14 protein-coding genes and 1 tRNA gene are annotated in these 15,007 nt (G+C 40.6%); 6 read left to right on the forward strand and 9 right to left on the reverse strand.

Translation table 11 applies throughout. The annotated features are described in order from the left end of the window. Nucleotides 1-8: 8 nt before the first annotated feature. On the reverse strand, nt 9-383 hold the full coding sequence (gene rsfS, locus BV902_RS00110) for a ribosome silencing factor (RefSeq protein ID WP_046673130.1): 375 nt from the start codon (nt 381-383) through the stop codon (nt 9-11). Nucleotides 384-430: 47 nt separating this feature from the next. Here rsfS and BV902_RS00115 point away from each other — a divergent pair, with 47 nt between their 5' ends. The 4 genes from BV902_RS00115 (at nt 431) to pfkA (ending at nt 4,771) form a co-directional block, all read left to right on the forward strand. Then, a complete protein-coding gene (locus BV902_RS00115) occupies nt 431-1,201 on the forward strand; it encodes a biotin--[acetyl-CoA-carboxylase] ligase (RefSeq protein ID WP_157625806.1) in 771 nt (256 codons plus the stop codon). A gap of 156 nt (nt 1,202-1,357) precedes the next feature. Beyond that, nucleotides 1,358-1,807: a protein-disulfide reductase DsbD domain-containing protein gene (locus BV902_RS00120; RefSeq protein ID WP_075990253.1), complete on the forward strand. Its 450-nt coding sequence runs from the start codon at nt 1,358-1,360 to the stop codon at nt 1,805-1,807. 86 nt (nt 1,808-1,893) lie between these two features. Next, on the forward strand, nt 1,894-3,600 hold the full coding sequence (locus BV902_RS00125) for a protein-disulfide reductase DsbD family protein (protein WP_075990254.1): 1,707 nt from the start codon (nt 1,894-1,896) through the stop codon (nt 3,598-3,600). A 196-nt stretch (nt 3,601-3,796) separates the two neighbouring features. Next, nucleotides 3,797-4,771, forward strand: coding sequence for a 6-phosphofructokinase (gene pfkA, locus BV902_RS00130; RefSeq protein ID WP_075990255.1), 975 nt, complete (start codon nt 3,797-3,799; stop codon nt 4,769-4,771). A gap of 167 nt (nt 4,772-4,938) precedes the next feature. Here pfkA and BV902_RS00135 read toward each other — a convergent pair whose 3' ends face one another. From BV902_RS00135 to BV902_RS00155, 5 genes are all read right to left on the reverse strand, one after another. Continuing rightward, complete coding sequence (locus tag BV902_RS00135; protein ID WP_075990256.1) at nt 4,939-5,385, reverse strand: hypothetical protein; 447 nt, start codon at nt 5,383-5,385, stop codon at nt 4,939-4,941. Nucleotides 5,386-5,692: 307 nt separating this feature from the next. Beyond that, nucleotides 5,693-6,832, reverse strand: coding sequence for a TlpA disulfide reductase family protein (locus BV902_RS00140; RefSeq protein ID WP_075990257.1), 1,140 nt, complete (start codon nt 6,830-6,832; stop codon nt 5,693-5,695). Between the two features lie 74 nt (nt 6,833-6,906). Next, entirely contained in the window at nt 6,907-7,671 is a 765-nt protein-coding gene (locus tag BV902_RS00145; RefSeq protein ID WP_216640472.1) for a TPM domain-containing protein, read from the reverse strand. Nucleotides 7,672-7,873: 202 nt separating this feature from the next. Beyond that, nucleotides 7,874-8,302: a TPM domain-containing protein gene (locus BV902_RS00150; protein WP_075990259.1), complete on the reverse strand. Its 429-nt coding sequence runs from the start codon at nt 8,300-8,302 to the stop codon at nt 7,874-7,876. Between the two features lie 155 nt (nt 8,303-8,457). Further along, a complete protein-coding gene (locus BV902_RS00155) occupies nt 8,458-9,036 on the reverse strand; it encodes a LemA family protein (RefSeq protein ID WP_046673163.1) in 579 nt (192 codons plus the stop codon). A gap of 165 nt (nt 9,037-9,201) precedes the next feature. On the opposite strand from BV902_RS00155, the gene BV902_RS00160 reads away from it, so the two are divergent. Beyond that, nucleotides 9,202-10,746: an NAD(P)/FAD-dependent oxidoreductase gene (locus BV902_RS00160; protein WP_075990260.1), complete on the forward strand. Its 1,545-nt coding sequence runs from the start codon at nt 9,202-9,204 to the stop codon at nt 10,744-10,746. Between the two features lie 59 nt (nt 10,747-10,805). Continuing rightward, a tRNA-Gly gene (locus BV902_RS00165) sits at nt 10,806-10,878 on the forward strand. Nucleotides 10,879-11,208: 330 nt separating this feature from the next. Here the strand turns inward: BV902_RS00165 and sufD are convergent. The 3 genes from sufD to sufB form a co-directional block, all read right to left on the reverse strand. After that, on the reverse strand, nt 11,209-12,516 hold the full coding sequence (sufD, locus tag BV902_RS00170) for a Fe-S cluster assembly protein SufD (protein ID WP_075990261.1): 1,308 nt from the start codon (nt 12,514-12,516) through the stop codon (nt 11,209-11,211). A 59-nt stretch (nt 12,517-12,575) separates the two neighbouring features. After that, nucleotides 12,576-13,334: a Fe-S cluster assembly ATPase SufC gene (gene sufC, locus BV902_RS00175; protein ID WP_046673119.1), complete on the reverse strand. Its 759-nt coding sequence runs from the start codon at nt 13,332-13,334 to the stop codon at nt 12,576-12,578. A gap of 62 nt (nt 13,335-13,396) precedes the next feature. Beyond that, complete coding sequence (gene sufB, locus BV902_RS00180) at nt 13,397-14,848, reverse strand: Fe-S cluster assembly protein SufB (RefSeq protein ID WP_075990262.1); 1,452 nt, start codon at nt 14,846-14,848, stop codon at nt 13,397-13,399. Nucleotides 14,849-15,007 lie beyond the last annotated feature (159 nt).

A 15,007-nucleotide genomic window follows, 5' to 3' on the forward strand; every position in this document is an offset into this window, starting at 1 on the left:
GAAGGCAATTAGGCGCTTTGGAAATGCTGTACTTCTGCATCTCCCCATAAATCCTCGATACCATAATGCGCTCTTTTTTCGGTCTTAAAGATATGTACAACCACATCCACAAAATCCAAAATCAACCATTCTCCATTTGATTGTCCTTCTTTATATTGGGGTTCTTGACCAAATGCCTTATAGACTTCTTCTTCGACACTCTTTGCTATCGCATTCACCTGAATGTTAGAATCTGCATGACAAATCACAAAATAATCGGAAACAGAACTGTGAAGATCTCTTAAATCCAAGCGAACGATCTCGTTTGCTTTCTTTTCTTGCATACCGTAAACGATAATTTCTGATAGACGTTGGGACAATTCTGAACTTTTATTTTTACTCATTAAAAAATGTGATAGTTTTGACTTAATATTTATTTAATACTTTCAGTTTGCAAAATAACAATATTTCGGGACTTATCATCGGTCAAAATACAATATATCTTGACAAAGTCGCCTCTACAAACGATTATCTCAGGGAATTATTGTCAAATTTCAAGCCACTAGCTGAGGGGACTGCCATTTTAGCAGAAGAACAATTTCAGGGTAAGGGGCAGCGGGGAAGCTCCTGGGTCAGTGAACCCGGGAAAAACTTAACGACATCGATCCTCTTAAAGCCTCATTTCCTACCAATAGCACAACAATTTGCACTTTCAGCTACTATTGCCGTTGCAACCGTCAATTGGCTGAAAAGCAAAATCGAGCAGCCTGTTGCCGTAAAATGGCCCAATGATATTTACGTCAATTCAAAGAAAATCACAGGCATTTTAATAGAAAATAAATTAAAAGGCAGTAAAATCGACAGCGCTATTATCGGCATCGGTGTAAATATTAATCAAACTAATTTTGACACAGCAACAACAATAACCTCGCTCGCCTGCCTGACCGATCGACAGGATTACAACAGCAAGGCCCTGGCTCAGGAGTTGTTCCAAGTGATCCAACAGGAGTACCTGACCCTTTATAACGAAGGGGCCGAATATCAGTTAAGCCGCTACAACGCCTTATTGTTTTGGAAAGGTGAAGAAAGACCATTCCTTATCGATGGCATCAAGAAAACCGGCATCATTCAACGGGTATCTGGCGAGGGGAAACTATGCGTTCTTCTGGAAGACACCCTTCGCGAATTTGATATCAAAGAAATTACACATCTTATTACCTAATCTTTACAAAAAAGGCAGAGCCCATTTTAGAATTGTCAAACCTTTGTTCTAAATTTGTCAACAGCGTGATTAAACCTTTATTCACACGAAGCATCAAAGAACAATAACACACTGCAATAATTGTAGCGGAAAAGGAAAAGAACAAATTAAATTCGGATGAAAAAGTTAATACTGTTAATGACTGCAGTAATTTTTGCAGTTACGGGAGCATTCGCTCAGATTCACAAACCTGTAAAATGGACTGTGGCCAGCAAAAAGTTAAATAATAAAGAAGCTGTAGTTTATGTAAAAGCTACAATCCAAAATGGATGGCACATTTATTCACAAAATGTGAAAGATGGCGGGCCAATTCCAACTTCTTTCACCTTCGCCAAAGCTGCTGATTATGCACTGGTCGGTAAAACTGCAGAGCCGAAACCAAAAGTAAAACATGAGGATGTATTTAAGATGGATGTTGGTTATTTTACAAACGAGGTAATTTTCCAACAAAAAGTAACTTTAAACAAAGGAACTGCCACCGTTAAAGGTACTGTAGAATGGCAAGCATGTGATGCATCACAATGTCTTCCTCCAGACGAATATGCTTTTGCTGTGACAATCAAATAGTAAAAATGATTCTACACGGATAAATTAATAAGGCGATTCTCATCGCCTTTTTTTATTTTTGACCATAACATCAGAAATTCATACGCATGTTAAAAAACACATTCATTCTACTTTTAATTGCTTTTTTCAGCCTTTCTTTAACTACAGCAACTTTTGCCTCAGCACAAGATAGTTTAACAAGTACAGAAGGGCTTCAATTTGAATCATCACCGGATACAGCTACTGCTGTTGAAGCGGTACCCGAGGATCTAAATTTTACAGCTTCACCTGACACGATGGTTAGTCAAGATAGCAGTAAAATAGTTCCAACTAAGGCAAACGCTTCCTCAGGGAATCAAGAATCAGGGAAAAAATCACTTTGGAGTATCTTTATTGCTGGATTAGTTGGCGGCTTCGCAGCGCTGCTCATGCCTTGTATATTCCCAATGCTCCCACTTACCGTAAGCTATTTTACAAAACAGGCCGGAAGCCGCGCAAGCGGTATCAGCAAGGCACTTCTATATGGTCTCTTCATCATTGTGATCTATGTCGCTTTAGGAATGATTATTACCATTTCGTTTGGTTCGGATGCGTTGAATGCTTTATCGACAAATGGGGTATTTAATTTCCTATTCTTCCTCTTATTGGTTGTTTTTGCCGCGTCCTTTTTTGGTGCTTTTGAAATCACGTTACCAAGTTCTTTCGTCAATAAAATGGATGCCAAATCCGACAAAGGCGGTCTTGTAGGGCTTTTCTTTATGGCATTCAGCCTTTCACTGGTATCTTTTTCCTGTACTGGCCCCATTATTGGCACCTTATTGGTCGAAGCGGCCTCAAAAGGAGAACGCTTAGGTCCAGCAGTCGGGATGCTCGGTTTTTCTATAGCACTAGCAATTCCTTTTGGCTTATTTGCGATGTTCCCTTCGATGTTAAAATCCCTACCAAAATCTGGCGGCTGGCTAAATTCGGTGAAGGTTGTACTTGGCTTCTTAGAGCTCGCACTAGCGCTGAAATTCTTATCAAATGTAGATTTGGCCTACCATTGGAATTGGTTGGATCGAGAAGTGTTCTTATCGTTATGGATTGCCATTTTTAGTATGATGGGCTTATATCTTATTGGAAAGATCAAGTTTTCACATGACAGCGAATTAAAATTCCTCTCTGTACCGAGAACTATTCTCGCTATCATTGTATTTTCCTTCGTTATCTATATGGTACCGGGACTGTGGGGAGCTCCCCTAAAATCGATTTCAGCCTTCTTGCCACCTTCGGCAACACAGGACTTTGACCTGTCGGCAGGAATAGTAGCCGCTCCTTCACACAATGATGGTAAGGTTAAAAAATATGCGGAGATTTTTCACGAACGTGGTACACCAAAAGGATTTGATCCTTATTATGATTATGAAGAGGCTCTCGCAGCTTCAAAAGAACAGAATAAACCGGTATTAATTGATTTTACAGGCTGGAACTGTGTCAATTGTCGAAAAATGGAGGCAAATGTCTGGACTGATCCCGCGGTTGCCAAACTACTGAAGGAAGAATTTATTATGGCCGAATTGTTTGTCGATGATAAAACAGAATTACCGGCAAACGAACAATTCGTTTCAAAATATAGTGGCAAAAAAATCAAAACTATAGGTAATAAAAACAGTGATTTCCAAGCATCAGCTTTCGACAGTAATTCGCAACCGCTCTATGTCATCGTCGATGCATCAGGAACAGTATTGGTTCCAAAAACGGGCGCAAACTATAATGTCGCAGAATATACTGCATTTTTACAGAGCGGAATTGATGCCTTTAAGGCAAAAAAATAGTCTGTATACGCTGGAGATATCCGTCTGGAATGATACATGATAAAAAGCAATTATTAAATTTGCATTATCTTTAGTTCACGCTTAGATGAATTGCACTTAAAAAAGCTATTGCTTGTTCTTAATAGCGTTATCGGCGACTTCCAATAACGGAAATATAATTGTATATACGCTTAAAAATAGCTAAGTTTGAGTACGTATGAGTAACATTAAAAAAATTGCTGTTTTGACATCTGGAGGAGATGCTCCAGGAATGAATGCTGGTATCCGTGCTGTTGTTAGAGCGGGTATCTACAATAATCTTGAAGTATTTGGCGTACGCAGAGGTTATGATGGTCTAGTTAATGGTGAGATTATCCCCATGGATGCTAAATCTGTAGCCAATATCATACAACGTGGTGGTACTATCCTAAAAACAGCCCGTAGCGAGGCCTTCAAAACTATTGAAGGACGTAAACAGGCGTATGAAAATTTACGCAGCCACGGTATTGATGCCATGGTTGTCATCGGTGGCGATGGTACATTTACCGGTGCATCCAAGTTTATAGAAGAATTCGACTTTCCTATCATTGGGCTTCCGGGCACAATTGATAACGATTTGGCCGGCACAGACTTTACGATTGGTTATGATACAGCCATTAATACCGTTATTCAAGCTGTAGACAAAATTCGCGATACTGCTGAGTCTCATGATAGACTTTTTGTGATCGAAGTGATGGGGCGCGACTCCGGTCTTATCGCCGTTCGTTCTGGTATAAGTACCGGTGCTGAGGCAGTTTTGGTTCCTGAGTTCGAGGTAGACTATGATGCGATCATGAAAAGACTTGACAAATCCCGTAAAAATAAATCATCCCGCATTATTATTGTTGCTGAAGGTGACAAAGAAGGCGGCATGGTTGTTTCGGAAAAAATCAAGGAAAATTTTCCGCATTACGATGTTAGATTATCAATTTTAGGACATATTCAACGTGGCGGAAGCCCAACATGCATGGACCGCGTGCTAGCCAGTAGGCTTGGAGTTGCATCCGTAGAGGCTTTACTACAAGGTCGCAGGGGTGAAATGGCCGGACTGATTTGCAGTGAAGTAAGATTCACTCCTTTTAAGAGCGCCATCAAGCATAACGTAAAAATGAATGAAGACCTACTTCGTATCATTGAAATTCTTTCTTTGTAAGTGATATAAGTTATTCTTAACTAACAATAAAAAAGAGTATACATTGTGATGTATACTCTTTTTTTATGCCTTTCATTGCTAGATTGTCCAAACCCTTTAGGCAAAGGCCTGACACCTAAACTATCATGTGACATAAAGCCACAATAGTACCATATCCGGCACAGTTGTTATTTAAGCAAATTATTGAGGTACTCTTCAGATACCGGAGGTAACTGAATGGCTTGGCCTGCTTTCGCCATCGAGTCAGCAAAATGATTCGTGTTGCTGATCGCCTGTTCGTAGGCCTTCACAACCTGTTCCGATAAGTGCAATACCTTAGGATCTTTGAGATCAACACGGTATTGATTATTTTCCAGTGTAACATGCTGATAAAAACGATATGCAGCAGCTTTTAGTTGGCCCAGCTCCTGTTGCGATAACTGATCGATTCTGGCATTAGGCGGCAGCGTGACATCGATAAAAGTCGTGTCTTTAGCCAATTGATCAATAGCATGATCCAAAGGAATGGCATGCAATGCCTCTAGGTTGACAACGGGAATCCCCTTACCCTGATCGCCACTGCAGGAAGCAAGAACCATCCCCAAGAATATGCCCAAAATTACTGTTTTCTTCATCTATATAATTTTTATTGCCACAATTGCTTTAGAAATCCCATTGCTCAACTTGTTTAAACTCAGGATTCATCATCCCCTAGTTGGATTGTACACGAGGATATAGTAGTTCCAAGTGATCATTCGCGATAGCAGCAGGCGAAGTTAGTGAATTCCCTCCACGTTATCACAGCCGCTAGCGCAGTAACGATGAAAGCGCAGGTTGATCAGGACAGCTATTATTAAATAGAAACCCCTAATTGTAGACCCAGCTCACCTGAGTATAACAATTAGGGGTTATTCAAATGCCTAATGGCAGTTATATACCGATTTATTTTAGCAATTCAGCTAACTTAGCCTCCAAAGCCTCACCTCTTAAATTTGATGCTACAATTTTACCTGAAGGATCGATTAAGAAGTTTTGCGGAATACCACGTACTTCGTACAACTTGACCGGAGCCGATTTCCAACCCTGTAGGTCCGAAACGTGTGGCCATTGTTGTAAATTATCATCATGAATAGCTTTCACCCAAGCATCTTTTTTACCCGGATTGTCCAAAGAAACACCAAACACGGTAAATCCTTTGTCTTTGAATTTATTGAAAGCCGCAACGACATTCGGATTTTCGTGGCGACAAGGACCACACCAGCTTGCCCAAAAATCCAATAAAACATATTTACCTCTTAAAGAAGATAGGGAAATATTCTTTCCTGTTGTGTCTGGCAATGTGAAATCAGGCGCTACCGAACCAACAGCAACTGCTTTCAATTTCTGGATACGCTCAGCCAATTCCTTACCTTTTTCAGAATTTTTCAATTCAGGAGACAATTTCTCAAAAGAAGTCACATATTCATTGACGTTCTCACCGCTGACATTCTCAGACAACAAATCCAACGTGTACCAGCTTTTTGGGTTTTTGTTAATAAATTCAGCATCTGCTTTTTCCATTTTTTCGGAAATCTCACCAGCCTGTTTTTGCAAACCTTCGATGAATTTAGGATCCTGTTTTTGAGTCTCCGAAGCCGCATAATATTGTTGGTTCAACGCCTCGAACGCATCTGTATGAGGTTTCACAAAAGCCTTGTATTGCGTCAGATCATCATTGAGCGCTGTACCCGAGACCGTTGCGTCTTTGAACCCTTTGGTTGCATCGACTTTGATAACTCCTTTAGAAAGATACAGCTGTGCTGTTTCAGGCTGCTTTTGACTATTTCTAAGTTCAGCAAAAGATAAGCCTTCCGGTGAATAGATCATCATACCCTTCGTTGGCGAAGCCACCTGTCCGTTGAACTTAAACTCACCTTTTACAACCGTTGCTGAATCTGTCTGGCGAGTTCCATTGGCAGCATATTGCATAAACACTTTCGCTTTGTCCGACGTCGTGTTTACCTTTCCTGTAACCGTGAAGCTTTCTTGTGCCATTAACAAGGCTGGTAAAAAGCTTAAACCCATTAATATTCCCTTTTTCATAATTATATACTTCCCATAAATGTAAAACATTTCCGTTTCACTGTCGTCCTATTTAACATTATTTAGCAAAGTTGTTACCAACGTCCTGAAGCACCGCCACCGCCAAAATCACCGCCACCGAAACCGCCAAAACCGCCACCTGAGCCGCCGCCGAAGCCACCGCCACCACCTCGGCCGCCACCGCCGCCAAGACCATTCAGCAATGTCCACCAAAAGATATCAGAAGCGCCACGTCCATTCATCACACGGCCGCCTCCACCACCTCCACCGCGGCCACCGCGATTGGAGAAAATAACAATCAAGAATATCACAATAATAATGACAAACATCACCGAACCTGATCCCTTTCCTTTCGGTTGTTTTGGATCAGCTTTGTATTCGCCTTTTGTGTAGGAAATTAGGGAACTGGTCGCATCGTCGACTCCTTTGTAGTAATCCCCCTGACGAAAAGCCGGCTTGATATCATTTTCAATAATACGATATGCAATGGCATCGGGGACAGCCCCTTCTATACCATAACCTGTTTGAATAGTTACCGCACGATCTCCCAGCGCTACCAGCAACAGAATACCGTTATTATACTTTTTATTCCCAATACCCCATTTTTTCGCTAAACGGACTGCATAATCAGAAATGTCATAGCCGCCGGTTGAATTCATCATAACCACAGCAATTTGCGTAGATGCGGAATCCTCAAATGCCAATAGCTTCTGCTCCAATAATTGCTTCTGACTTGCTGTCAATGTGTTTGTATAATCATTGACAAGTCTGTTTGATGTTTCTGGGAAATCTTGACCCAATACTGTGGCTATCGACAGCATACAAAGCAACACAGCCATAGCAGGGATTCGAATCCGAGAAAATAATCTCGATACAAATTTCATCCTATTATTCTCTTTTATTCATTTTTATTTGCCTTAAGCAGTCTTCATGCTCCTAATGGCGTTCGGTGAATCCCAAAGTCGGGTTTATCACAATTTTTATCAATCTATTTGCGAGACAGGCGATAGCAGCTCGGGGTTCTTGCTGGTCACTTAACAATTAACGGTCTCCAAAAACAATATCATTTGGAAGCTCATTGATGTCATCGTGTTCACGCGGAAAGAATTTTGCCAATTGTTTACCCGCATGCTCGATCCCTTTGACCAAGCCCTCAACAATGCGATCCACCCGAAACTCCGCCACCATAAGATCTTTGGTACTGTTCCAAAAATCACTTTCTACACGTTGGTGGATTCCCTTATCGCCAATAATGGAAAATTTATGATCCTCAAGCGCGATATAGATAAGAACACCGTTTTTCAACGTGGTCTTATGCATGCCCAATTTGGAAAAATAATGTGTTGCACGATCATGTACCTCGTCGGGGCAATGATTTTCTACCACTACACGAATCTCACCGGAAGTCTCGTTTTCAGCCACATTAATGGCGTGAACGATCTTCTCTTGTTCTTCAGAATTTAATGCCATAGTCTGTATACGTTTGCACTTCAAAACCAGATTACCAGACGGTTATTCCAGACTCAAAGTATCTAAAACTAGTTAAAACACGATAAAAAAATGGATGATGTGCTTCTACGAAAGCCGCATCATCCATCGTCCTGTTCATTACTAACAATTTACTATTAGAATGATACCGTTGGCGCTTTATCCGAACCCGGGGCTGCAGTAAATGTACCTTTCGCCTTAAATCCGAACATACCCGCCATTAAATTATTCGGGAAGCTACGTACGGTGGTATTGTATTGCTGTACCGCTTCATTGTAAGATCTACGTTCTGTTGAAATACGATTTTCAGTACCTTCCAACTGTGCCTGTAATTCCAAAAAGTTCTGATTTGCCTTCAAATCAGGATAAGCTTCAACCGACGCTAAAAGACGACTCAACGAACCGCTGAATTCATCCTGAACTTTTTGAAACTTGGCAATATTCTCCTCAGACAAATCATCGGCATTAATCGTTACCGAAGTTGCCTTAGCTCTTGCCTCTACAACGGCTGTCAATGTACTTTCTTCGTGCTTTGCCGCTCCTTTTACCGTATTAACCAAATTTGGAACTAGATCCGCACGACGTTGATACGCATTTTCAACTTGTGCCCATTTTCCTTTAACATTCTCATCTTGTGAGACCATCGTATTGTAGCCACAGGAGTTTAATGATACTAATGCAAATAAACCACATAGGGCGACCAAAAATCTTTTAATTTTCATTGTTCAAAGAATTAAATACTATTCAAATTATACGGTTACACTATCAAAGCATATACCAAGCTCTCACTAAGATAAGAATATTTTTATTTCCAAATCTCCAAATAGCCAATAATCATTAACTTTGTCTCGGTTTTGGGATAAAAACCCAGCCCTCATACTATGCAAAAAGAAATCGAAATTGCGATACTTCCAGAAAGGATCGAGGACGAACAGTACATTATACAGCAGGGCATAAAAGCTTTACGCGTTCAACCCCAGCAAATCAAAGGTTATAAAATCCGGAAACGTTCAATTGATGCCCGAAGCAAGCAGGTGGTCTACCGGGCAAGGGTTATCTACTATATCGATGAACTGCCTGTTCCTGAAATCTACGAAAATAATTTCAAGTCTGTCAAAGACGGCAAATCCGTTATTATTATTGGAGCAGGCCCTGCCGGCATATTTGCGGCTATTCGCTGCATTGAGCGTGGGCTCAAACCAATTGTAATCGAACGCGGTAAAAAGGTCCAAGACCGTAGGCGCGATCTCGCAAAGCTGAACCGGGAAGGCATCGTAAATCCCGAATCAAACTACTGTTTTGGTGAAGGTGGGGCCGGAACTTACTCCGATGGGAAACTATATACACGTTCCAATAAAAGAGGTGATGTAGACAAAGTGCTCAATCTTTTTGTCTCCCATGGTGCTACGACAGATATTCTAGTCAATGCACGGCCACATATTGGCACAAATAAACTACCGCATATTATTGAAGCAATGCGTGAGAGTGTTATTGAATTTGGCGGCGAATTTCATTTTGATCAACGTGTCGACGACATTTTAGAATCTTTCGGTCATGTGCGCGGTGTCAAGTTAGCCAGCGGCGAAGAATTTAAGGCCGATCACGTCATCGTAGCAACAGGACACTCTGCACGGGACATTTTTGAGCTTTTTCACCGTAATAACTGGCTGATCGAAGCCAAAGCCTTTGCATTGGGTGTGCGCATCGAACATCCGCAGTCAATCATTGATCAGGCGCAATACCATTGTCAGGTTAGAAGCGAGCATTTACCCCCTGCATATTATAGTTTGGTTGAGCAGGTTAATGACCGTGGGGTATTTTCATTCTGCATGTGCCCAGGTGGCGTTATCGCTCCCTGTGCAACAGATTTAGATGAAATCGTTGTCAACGGATGGTCCCCATCCAAACGAAATAATCCGCACGCCAATTCAGGTACCGTTATTCAGATTAACCTTGAGGACGTTGCCAATGCACATAAGGATCCTTTTGCATTACTTAATTTTCAGAAAGAGATCGAGCGAAAGGCTTTTGCCGTAGGTGGCGGTAAACTTGTTGCTCCCGCACAACGTATGATCGACTTTGTCGAAGGGCGTGTATCGATGGATCTGCCAGAAAACTCCTACAAGCCCGGAACAGCCTCTGCAGATCTCACCGAAGTGCTACCTGCTTTTGTTCACGAAGCATTACGCGGTGCACTGCCAATCTTTGGCAAAAAGATGAAAGGGTATTATACCAATGAAGCCATTTTGGTTGGTGTAGAATCACGCACATCTTCACCTATTCGGATTCCTAGAAATAAAGAAGATTTACAACACCCTCAGGTCAAAGGACTTTACCCTTGTGGTGAGGGTGCAGGTTATGCCGGAGGCATCATTTCAGCGGCTATAGACGGTATTAATTGTGTTGATGCGATCAATTTAAGTTAACATTTTTTGTTTTTTCTCTTGCAGAATACGAATAAATGCCTTACTTTTGTAGCATCAACGCGAAAGTAGCTCAGTTGGTAGAGCACAACCTTGCCAAGGTTGGGGTCGCGAGTTCGAATCTCGTCTTTCGCTCTAAAAAAGCTTCCAAAATTTGGAAGCTTTTTCTGTTTGATAGTACTACCCTTTCTTTTTTTCCAGCCTCCTAATTGGACCATCGAAAAAAGATAATACCCAATATACTAATATAAAGAGGCCCTCCTATCTATTTATCGATAGAGGCTTAACAAGAAAAAAGCGAACACGCTATAAAACCCAAGGTTTATAAGCGTAAATTGTATATAAAGACAAGTACATGGTCGTACAAAACCACAGAAAGATACCACAGATCCAATTGTTTCTATAAAAATGCGTTTACCGATACGGTAAACGCCATTTTTTATAGCTATATAATCCTAAATGGATTTAATTTGTTCTTAGGCTTTCTTCCACAAGTTCTTCAACATATTTGCGAACAACCTCATTAGAGAAACGTGTAGTTACGTCAAATGCAAATGCATGTACCAACAGGATACGGGCAGATTCTTCACCAATTCCTCTTGCTCTCAAATAAAATAAGGCCTCATTATCAAACTGACCGATGGTACATCCGTGTGAACATTTTACGTCATCTGCAAAGATCTCCAGTTGCGGTTTGGTATAAACCGCCGAATTGTCTGACATCAACATATTATTGTTCTGCTGAAAAGCATTTGTTTTTTGAGCATCCTCACGCACAAAGATTTTTCCATTGAAAACTGCAACGGATTTGTCCTGTGTAATATTTTTATACCATTCGTAAGACTCACAATGTGGCTTAAGGTGGTCTACGATGGTATGATTATCGACCAATTGATCACCTGCAGTTAAATTGATTCCATATAAATGGCTCTCCACATGCGCTGCATCCAAGCGAACATTGATATTGTTACGGATAAACGAGGCGCCAGGAAAATTACAGTTGTAATTATTATAAAGGCTATCTTTTTCTTGGTATACCTCTGTATGATTAAAGTAACGACTTACAGATTCTGCGAGCTGCAAATAATAATGTTGTACTTTAGCGTTCTCTTTGACGATAATCTCAGAGACCTTATTGTGCACATTATTTGCGGTACCTTCTGCAGTGATAAAGCTTTCGATCAATTCAAGTTCTGCATTTGGCTCGACAACGATCAAATTACGTGTTTGTGCAAAGAAATCCTCTTTTCCTGTAGCGACATGAATAATCTGTATTGGTTTATCAAGTACAACTCCCTTTTTCAAATGGATAAAAACACCATTTGTAAAAGCAGCCGTATTCAATGCGACCATAATATTGTCTGACTTGTCCGCATATTTAGCAAAATGGCTCTCAAATGCAGGCTCTGAAGTGGCTTCATCCATTGGAATAACCGACAGTCCCTTCACATTTTCTAATTCACTTACCGCCAACACATACTGACCGTTCACCAAGATAATGCGGTAAGCATCCAACTGAGGAATCTCCCCTGCACTAAAGTCTAAGCCTTCGATATCCACATCGACATCAAGCGCATAAGGCTTATTGATAATACTGTGGATGTTTGTATATTTCCATTCTTCATTCTTAACGGTGGGAAAGCCTGCTGCTTCGAAACGTTCGAATGCAAGTTGGCGGGCCTCCACGAAAAACGAAGGTTCGTCTGAAACGCCTTGCTCTTTGAAAGCTCCCAACACTTGTTGAAGTAATGATTCTGAAACTAATGTACTCATGTTATTTTTTAATCAAATCGCCAAAATTCTCTTCCAATCCTATTTACTCAGGTAAAAGATTAGGCGTTTTGTGTATCATATTCTTTTAACCAATCGTATCCTTTTTCCTCGAGCTCCAAAGCCAATTCTTTAGGTCCCGATTTCACGATACGGCCATTGTACAATACGTGAACAAAATCTGGAACGATATAATCCAACAAACGTTGGTAGTGTGTAATAACAATAAAAGCATTGTCTTTAGAGCGCAATTGATTCACGCCATTTGCAACGATACGAAGGGCATCGATATCCAAACCAGAATCTGTCTCATCCAAAATAGATAATTTCGGATTCAACATCGCTAATTGAAAAATTTCGTTACGCTTTTTCTCACCACCGGAAAATCCTTCATTTAAAGAGCGGTTAGCCAAATTAGCCGAAAATTCAACCAATTTTTGCTTATCTTTTACCATTTGTAAAAACTCCTTCGCTTCCATTGGAGGAAGGCCTTTATACTCACGAATATCATTTACAGCTGTTTTCAAGAAATTGATATTCGATACGCCCGGAATTTCAACAGGATATTGAAAAGCCAAAAACAGCCCTTCACGTGCACGGTCCTCAGGTGAAAGATCCAATAAATCTACACCGTCCAATAGTGCAGAACCTTCACTTACTTCATAGGATTCACGTCCGGCCAATACATTACCCAATGTACTTTTACCAGCACCATTTGGTCCCATAATCGCATGAACTTCTCCAGCTTTTACTTCTAGGTTTAACCCTTTTAATATTTGTTTGTCTTCTACAGACGCATGTAAATTTTTAATGCTTAACATTTTATTCGTATTGAGTATGGTGTAATGTAGCATCATAAACTACATTCCCAATGATTTTTTATCTATCCTACTGAACCTTCTAATGAAATTGCCAATAATTTTTGAGCCTCTACAGCAAACTCCATTGGCAATTGATTTAATACTTCCTTTGCATACCCGTTGACAATTAAACCAACAGCTTTCTCAGAATCGATACCACGTTGATTCAAATAGAATACTTGGTCTTCACCGATTTTGGAAGTAGTCGCCTCATGCTCTAATTTGGCTGTCTTATTTCTATTTTCGATATAAGGGAATGTATGTGCCCCACATTTATCACCGATCAATAAGGAGTCACATTGGGTAAAGTTACGTGAGTTGTCTGCATTTGGGCCGATTTTCACTAAACCTCTATAACTGTTGTGGCTCTTACCGGCAGAAATACCTTTAGAAATAATTTTAGATTTCGTGTTTTTACCCAAATGAACCATCTTCGTTCCTGTATCAGCTACCTGATAATTACGTGTCATGGCCACAGAGTAAAACTCGCCAATAGAGTTATCACCCTTTAAAATCACACCAGGGTATTTCCATGTAATTGCAGAACCAGTTTCTACCTGTGTCCAGGAGATTTTACTGTTATCACCTTTACAGATTCCACGCTTGGTTACAAAGTTATAAATACCACCTTTTCCATCTTTATCACCAGGGTACCAGTTTTGCACGGTAGAATATTTAATATCAGCATCGCGTTCGGCAATCAATTCTACTACCGCAGCATGCAGCTGGTTTTCATCACGCATAGGTGCAGTACATCCCTCCAAATAAGAAACATAAGCTCCCTCATCTGCAATGATCAACGTGCGTTCAAATTGTCCGGTATTCTGTGCATTGATACGGAAGTAGGTAGATAATTCCATTGGACATCTAACACCTTTTGGAACATAAACAAAGGATCCATCCGAAAATACTGCAGAATTCAACGCTGCATAAATGTTATCCGTCTGTGGAACCACTGTACCCAAATATTTTTTCACCAGGTCAGGATGCTCTTGCACGGCCTCACCAAATGAACAGAAAATAACACCTTGTTCTTTTAATTTCTCACGAAACGTTGTTTTGACAGATACCGAGTCAAAGACAGCATCTACCGCCACAACTCCTGCCAATACTTTTTGCTCATCCAAAGGAATCCCCAGTTTTTCAAAGGTAGCAATCAACTCAGGGTCAACCTCATCCATCGAATTAAGCTGTGGTTTTGCTTTTGGGGCTGCATAATAGGAAATCTCTTGAAAATCAATTTCAGGAGCTTTGAAATTCTGCCAAGTAGGCATTCTTAACGTCAAGAAATGACGGAAAGCTTTTAATCTCCATTCCAATAGCCATTCAGGTTCATTCTTTTTTGCCGAAATAAAACGAACCGTATCCTCAGTAAGGCCTTTGGCTGCAATTTCCATTTCGATATCTGTCGTGAACCCGTATTTATATTCTTCGAGCTCCAGCTCTTTTAACAAATCGTCGTCTTTAGTACTCATATTGCGCTCTCACGGTTTAACTAATTTGGGAGGGCTTCACCTCCGCACCTATCGAACTGCAAAGTTACAATTTCAAAGCCAATAAAACAGCATTTAATAGCACCTTACAAAGGCATTTTTAATAAAAAAATGACATTTATCACTCCATTTCATTAAAAT

Source organism: Sphingobacterium sp. B29 (assembly GCF_001952815.1).
Lineage (GTDB): Bacteria > Bacteroidota > Bacteroidia > Sphingobacteriales > Sphingobacteriaceae > Sphingobacterium > Sphingobacterium siyangense.

Coding starts and splice junctions, on each gene's coding strand:
- rsfS (WP_046673130.1), bottom strand. CDS start 383: ATGAGTAAAAATAAAAGTTCAGAATTGTCCCAACGTCTATCAGAAATT.
- BV902_RS00120 (WP_075990253.1), top strand. CDS start 1,358: ATGAAAAAGTTAATACTGTTAATGACTGCAGTAATTTTTGCAGTTACG.
- BV902_RS00125 (WP_075990254.1), top strand. CDS start 1,894: ATGTTAAAAAACACATTCATTCTACTTTTAATTGCTTTTTTCAGCCTT.
- pfkA (WP_075990255.1), top strand. CDS start 3,797: ATGAGTAACATTAAAAAAATTGCTGTTTTGACATCTGGAGGAGATGCT.
- BV902_RS00135 (WP_075990256.1), bottom strand. CDS start 5,385: ATGAAGAAAACAGTAATTTTGGGCATATTCTTGGGGATGGTTCTTGCT.
- BV902_RS00140 (WP_075990257.1), bottom strand. CDS start 6,832: ATGAAAAAGGGAATATTAATGGGTTTAAGCTTTTTACCAGCCTTGTTA.
- BV902_RS00145 (WP_216640472.1), bottom strand. CDS start 7,671: ATGGCTGTGTTGCTTTGTATGCTGTCGATAGCCACAGTATTGGGTCAA.
- BV902_RS00150 (WP_075990259.1), bottom strand. CDS start 8,302: ATGGCATTAAATTCTGAAGAACAAGAGAAGATCGTTCACGCCATTAAT.
- BV902_RS00160 (WP_075990260.1), top strand. CDS start 9,202: ATGCAAAAAGAAATCGAAATTGCGATACTTCCAGAAAGGATCGAGGAC.
- sufD (WP_075990261.1), bottom strand. CDS start 12,516: ATGAGTACATTAGTTTCAGAATCATTACTTCAACAAGTGTTGGGAGCT.
- sufC (WP_046673119.1), bottom strand. CDS start 13,334: ATGTTAAGCATTAAAAATTTACATGCGTCTGTAGAAGACAAACAAATA.
- sufB (WP_075990262.1), bottom strand. CDS start 14,848: ATGAGTACTAAAGACGACGATTTGTTAAAAGAGCTGGAGCTCGAAGAA.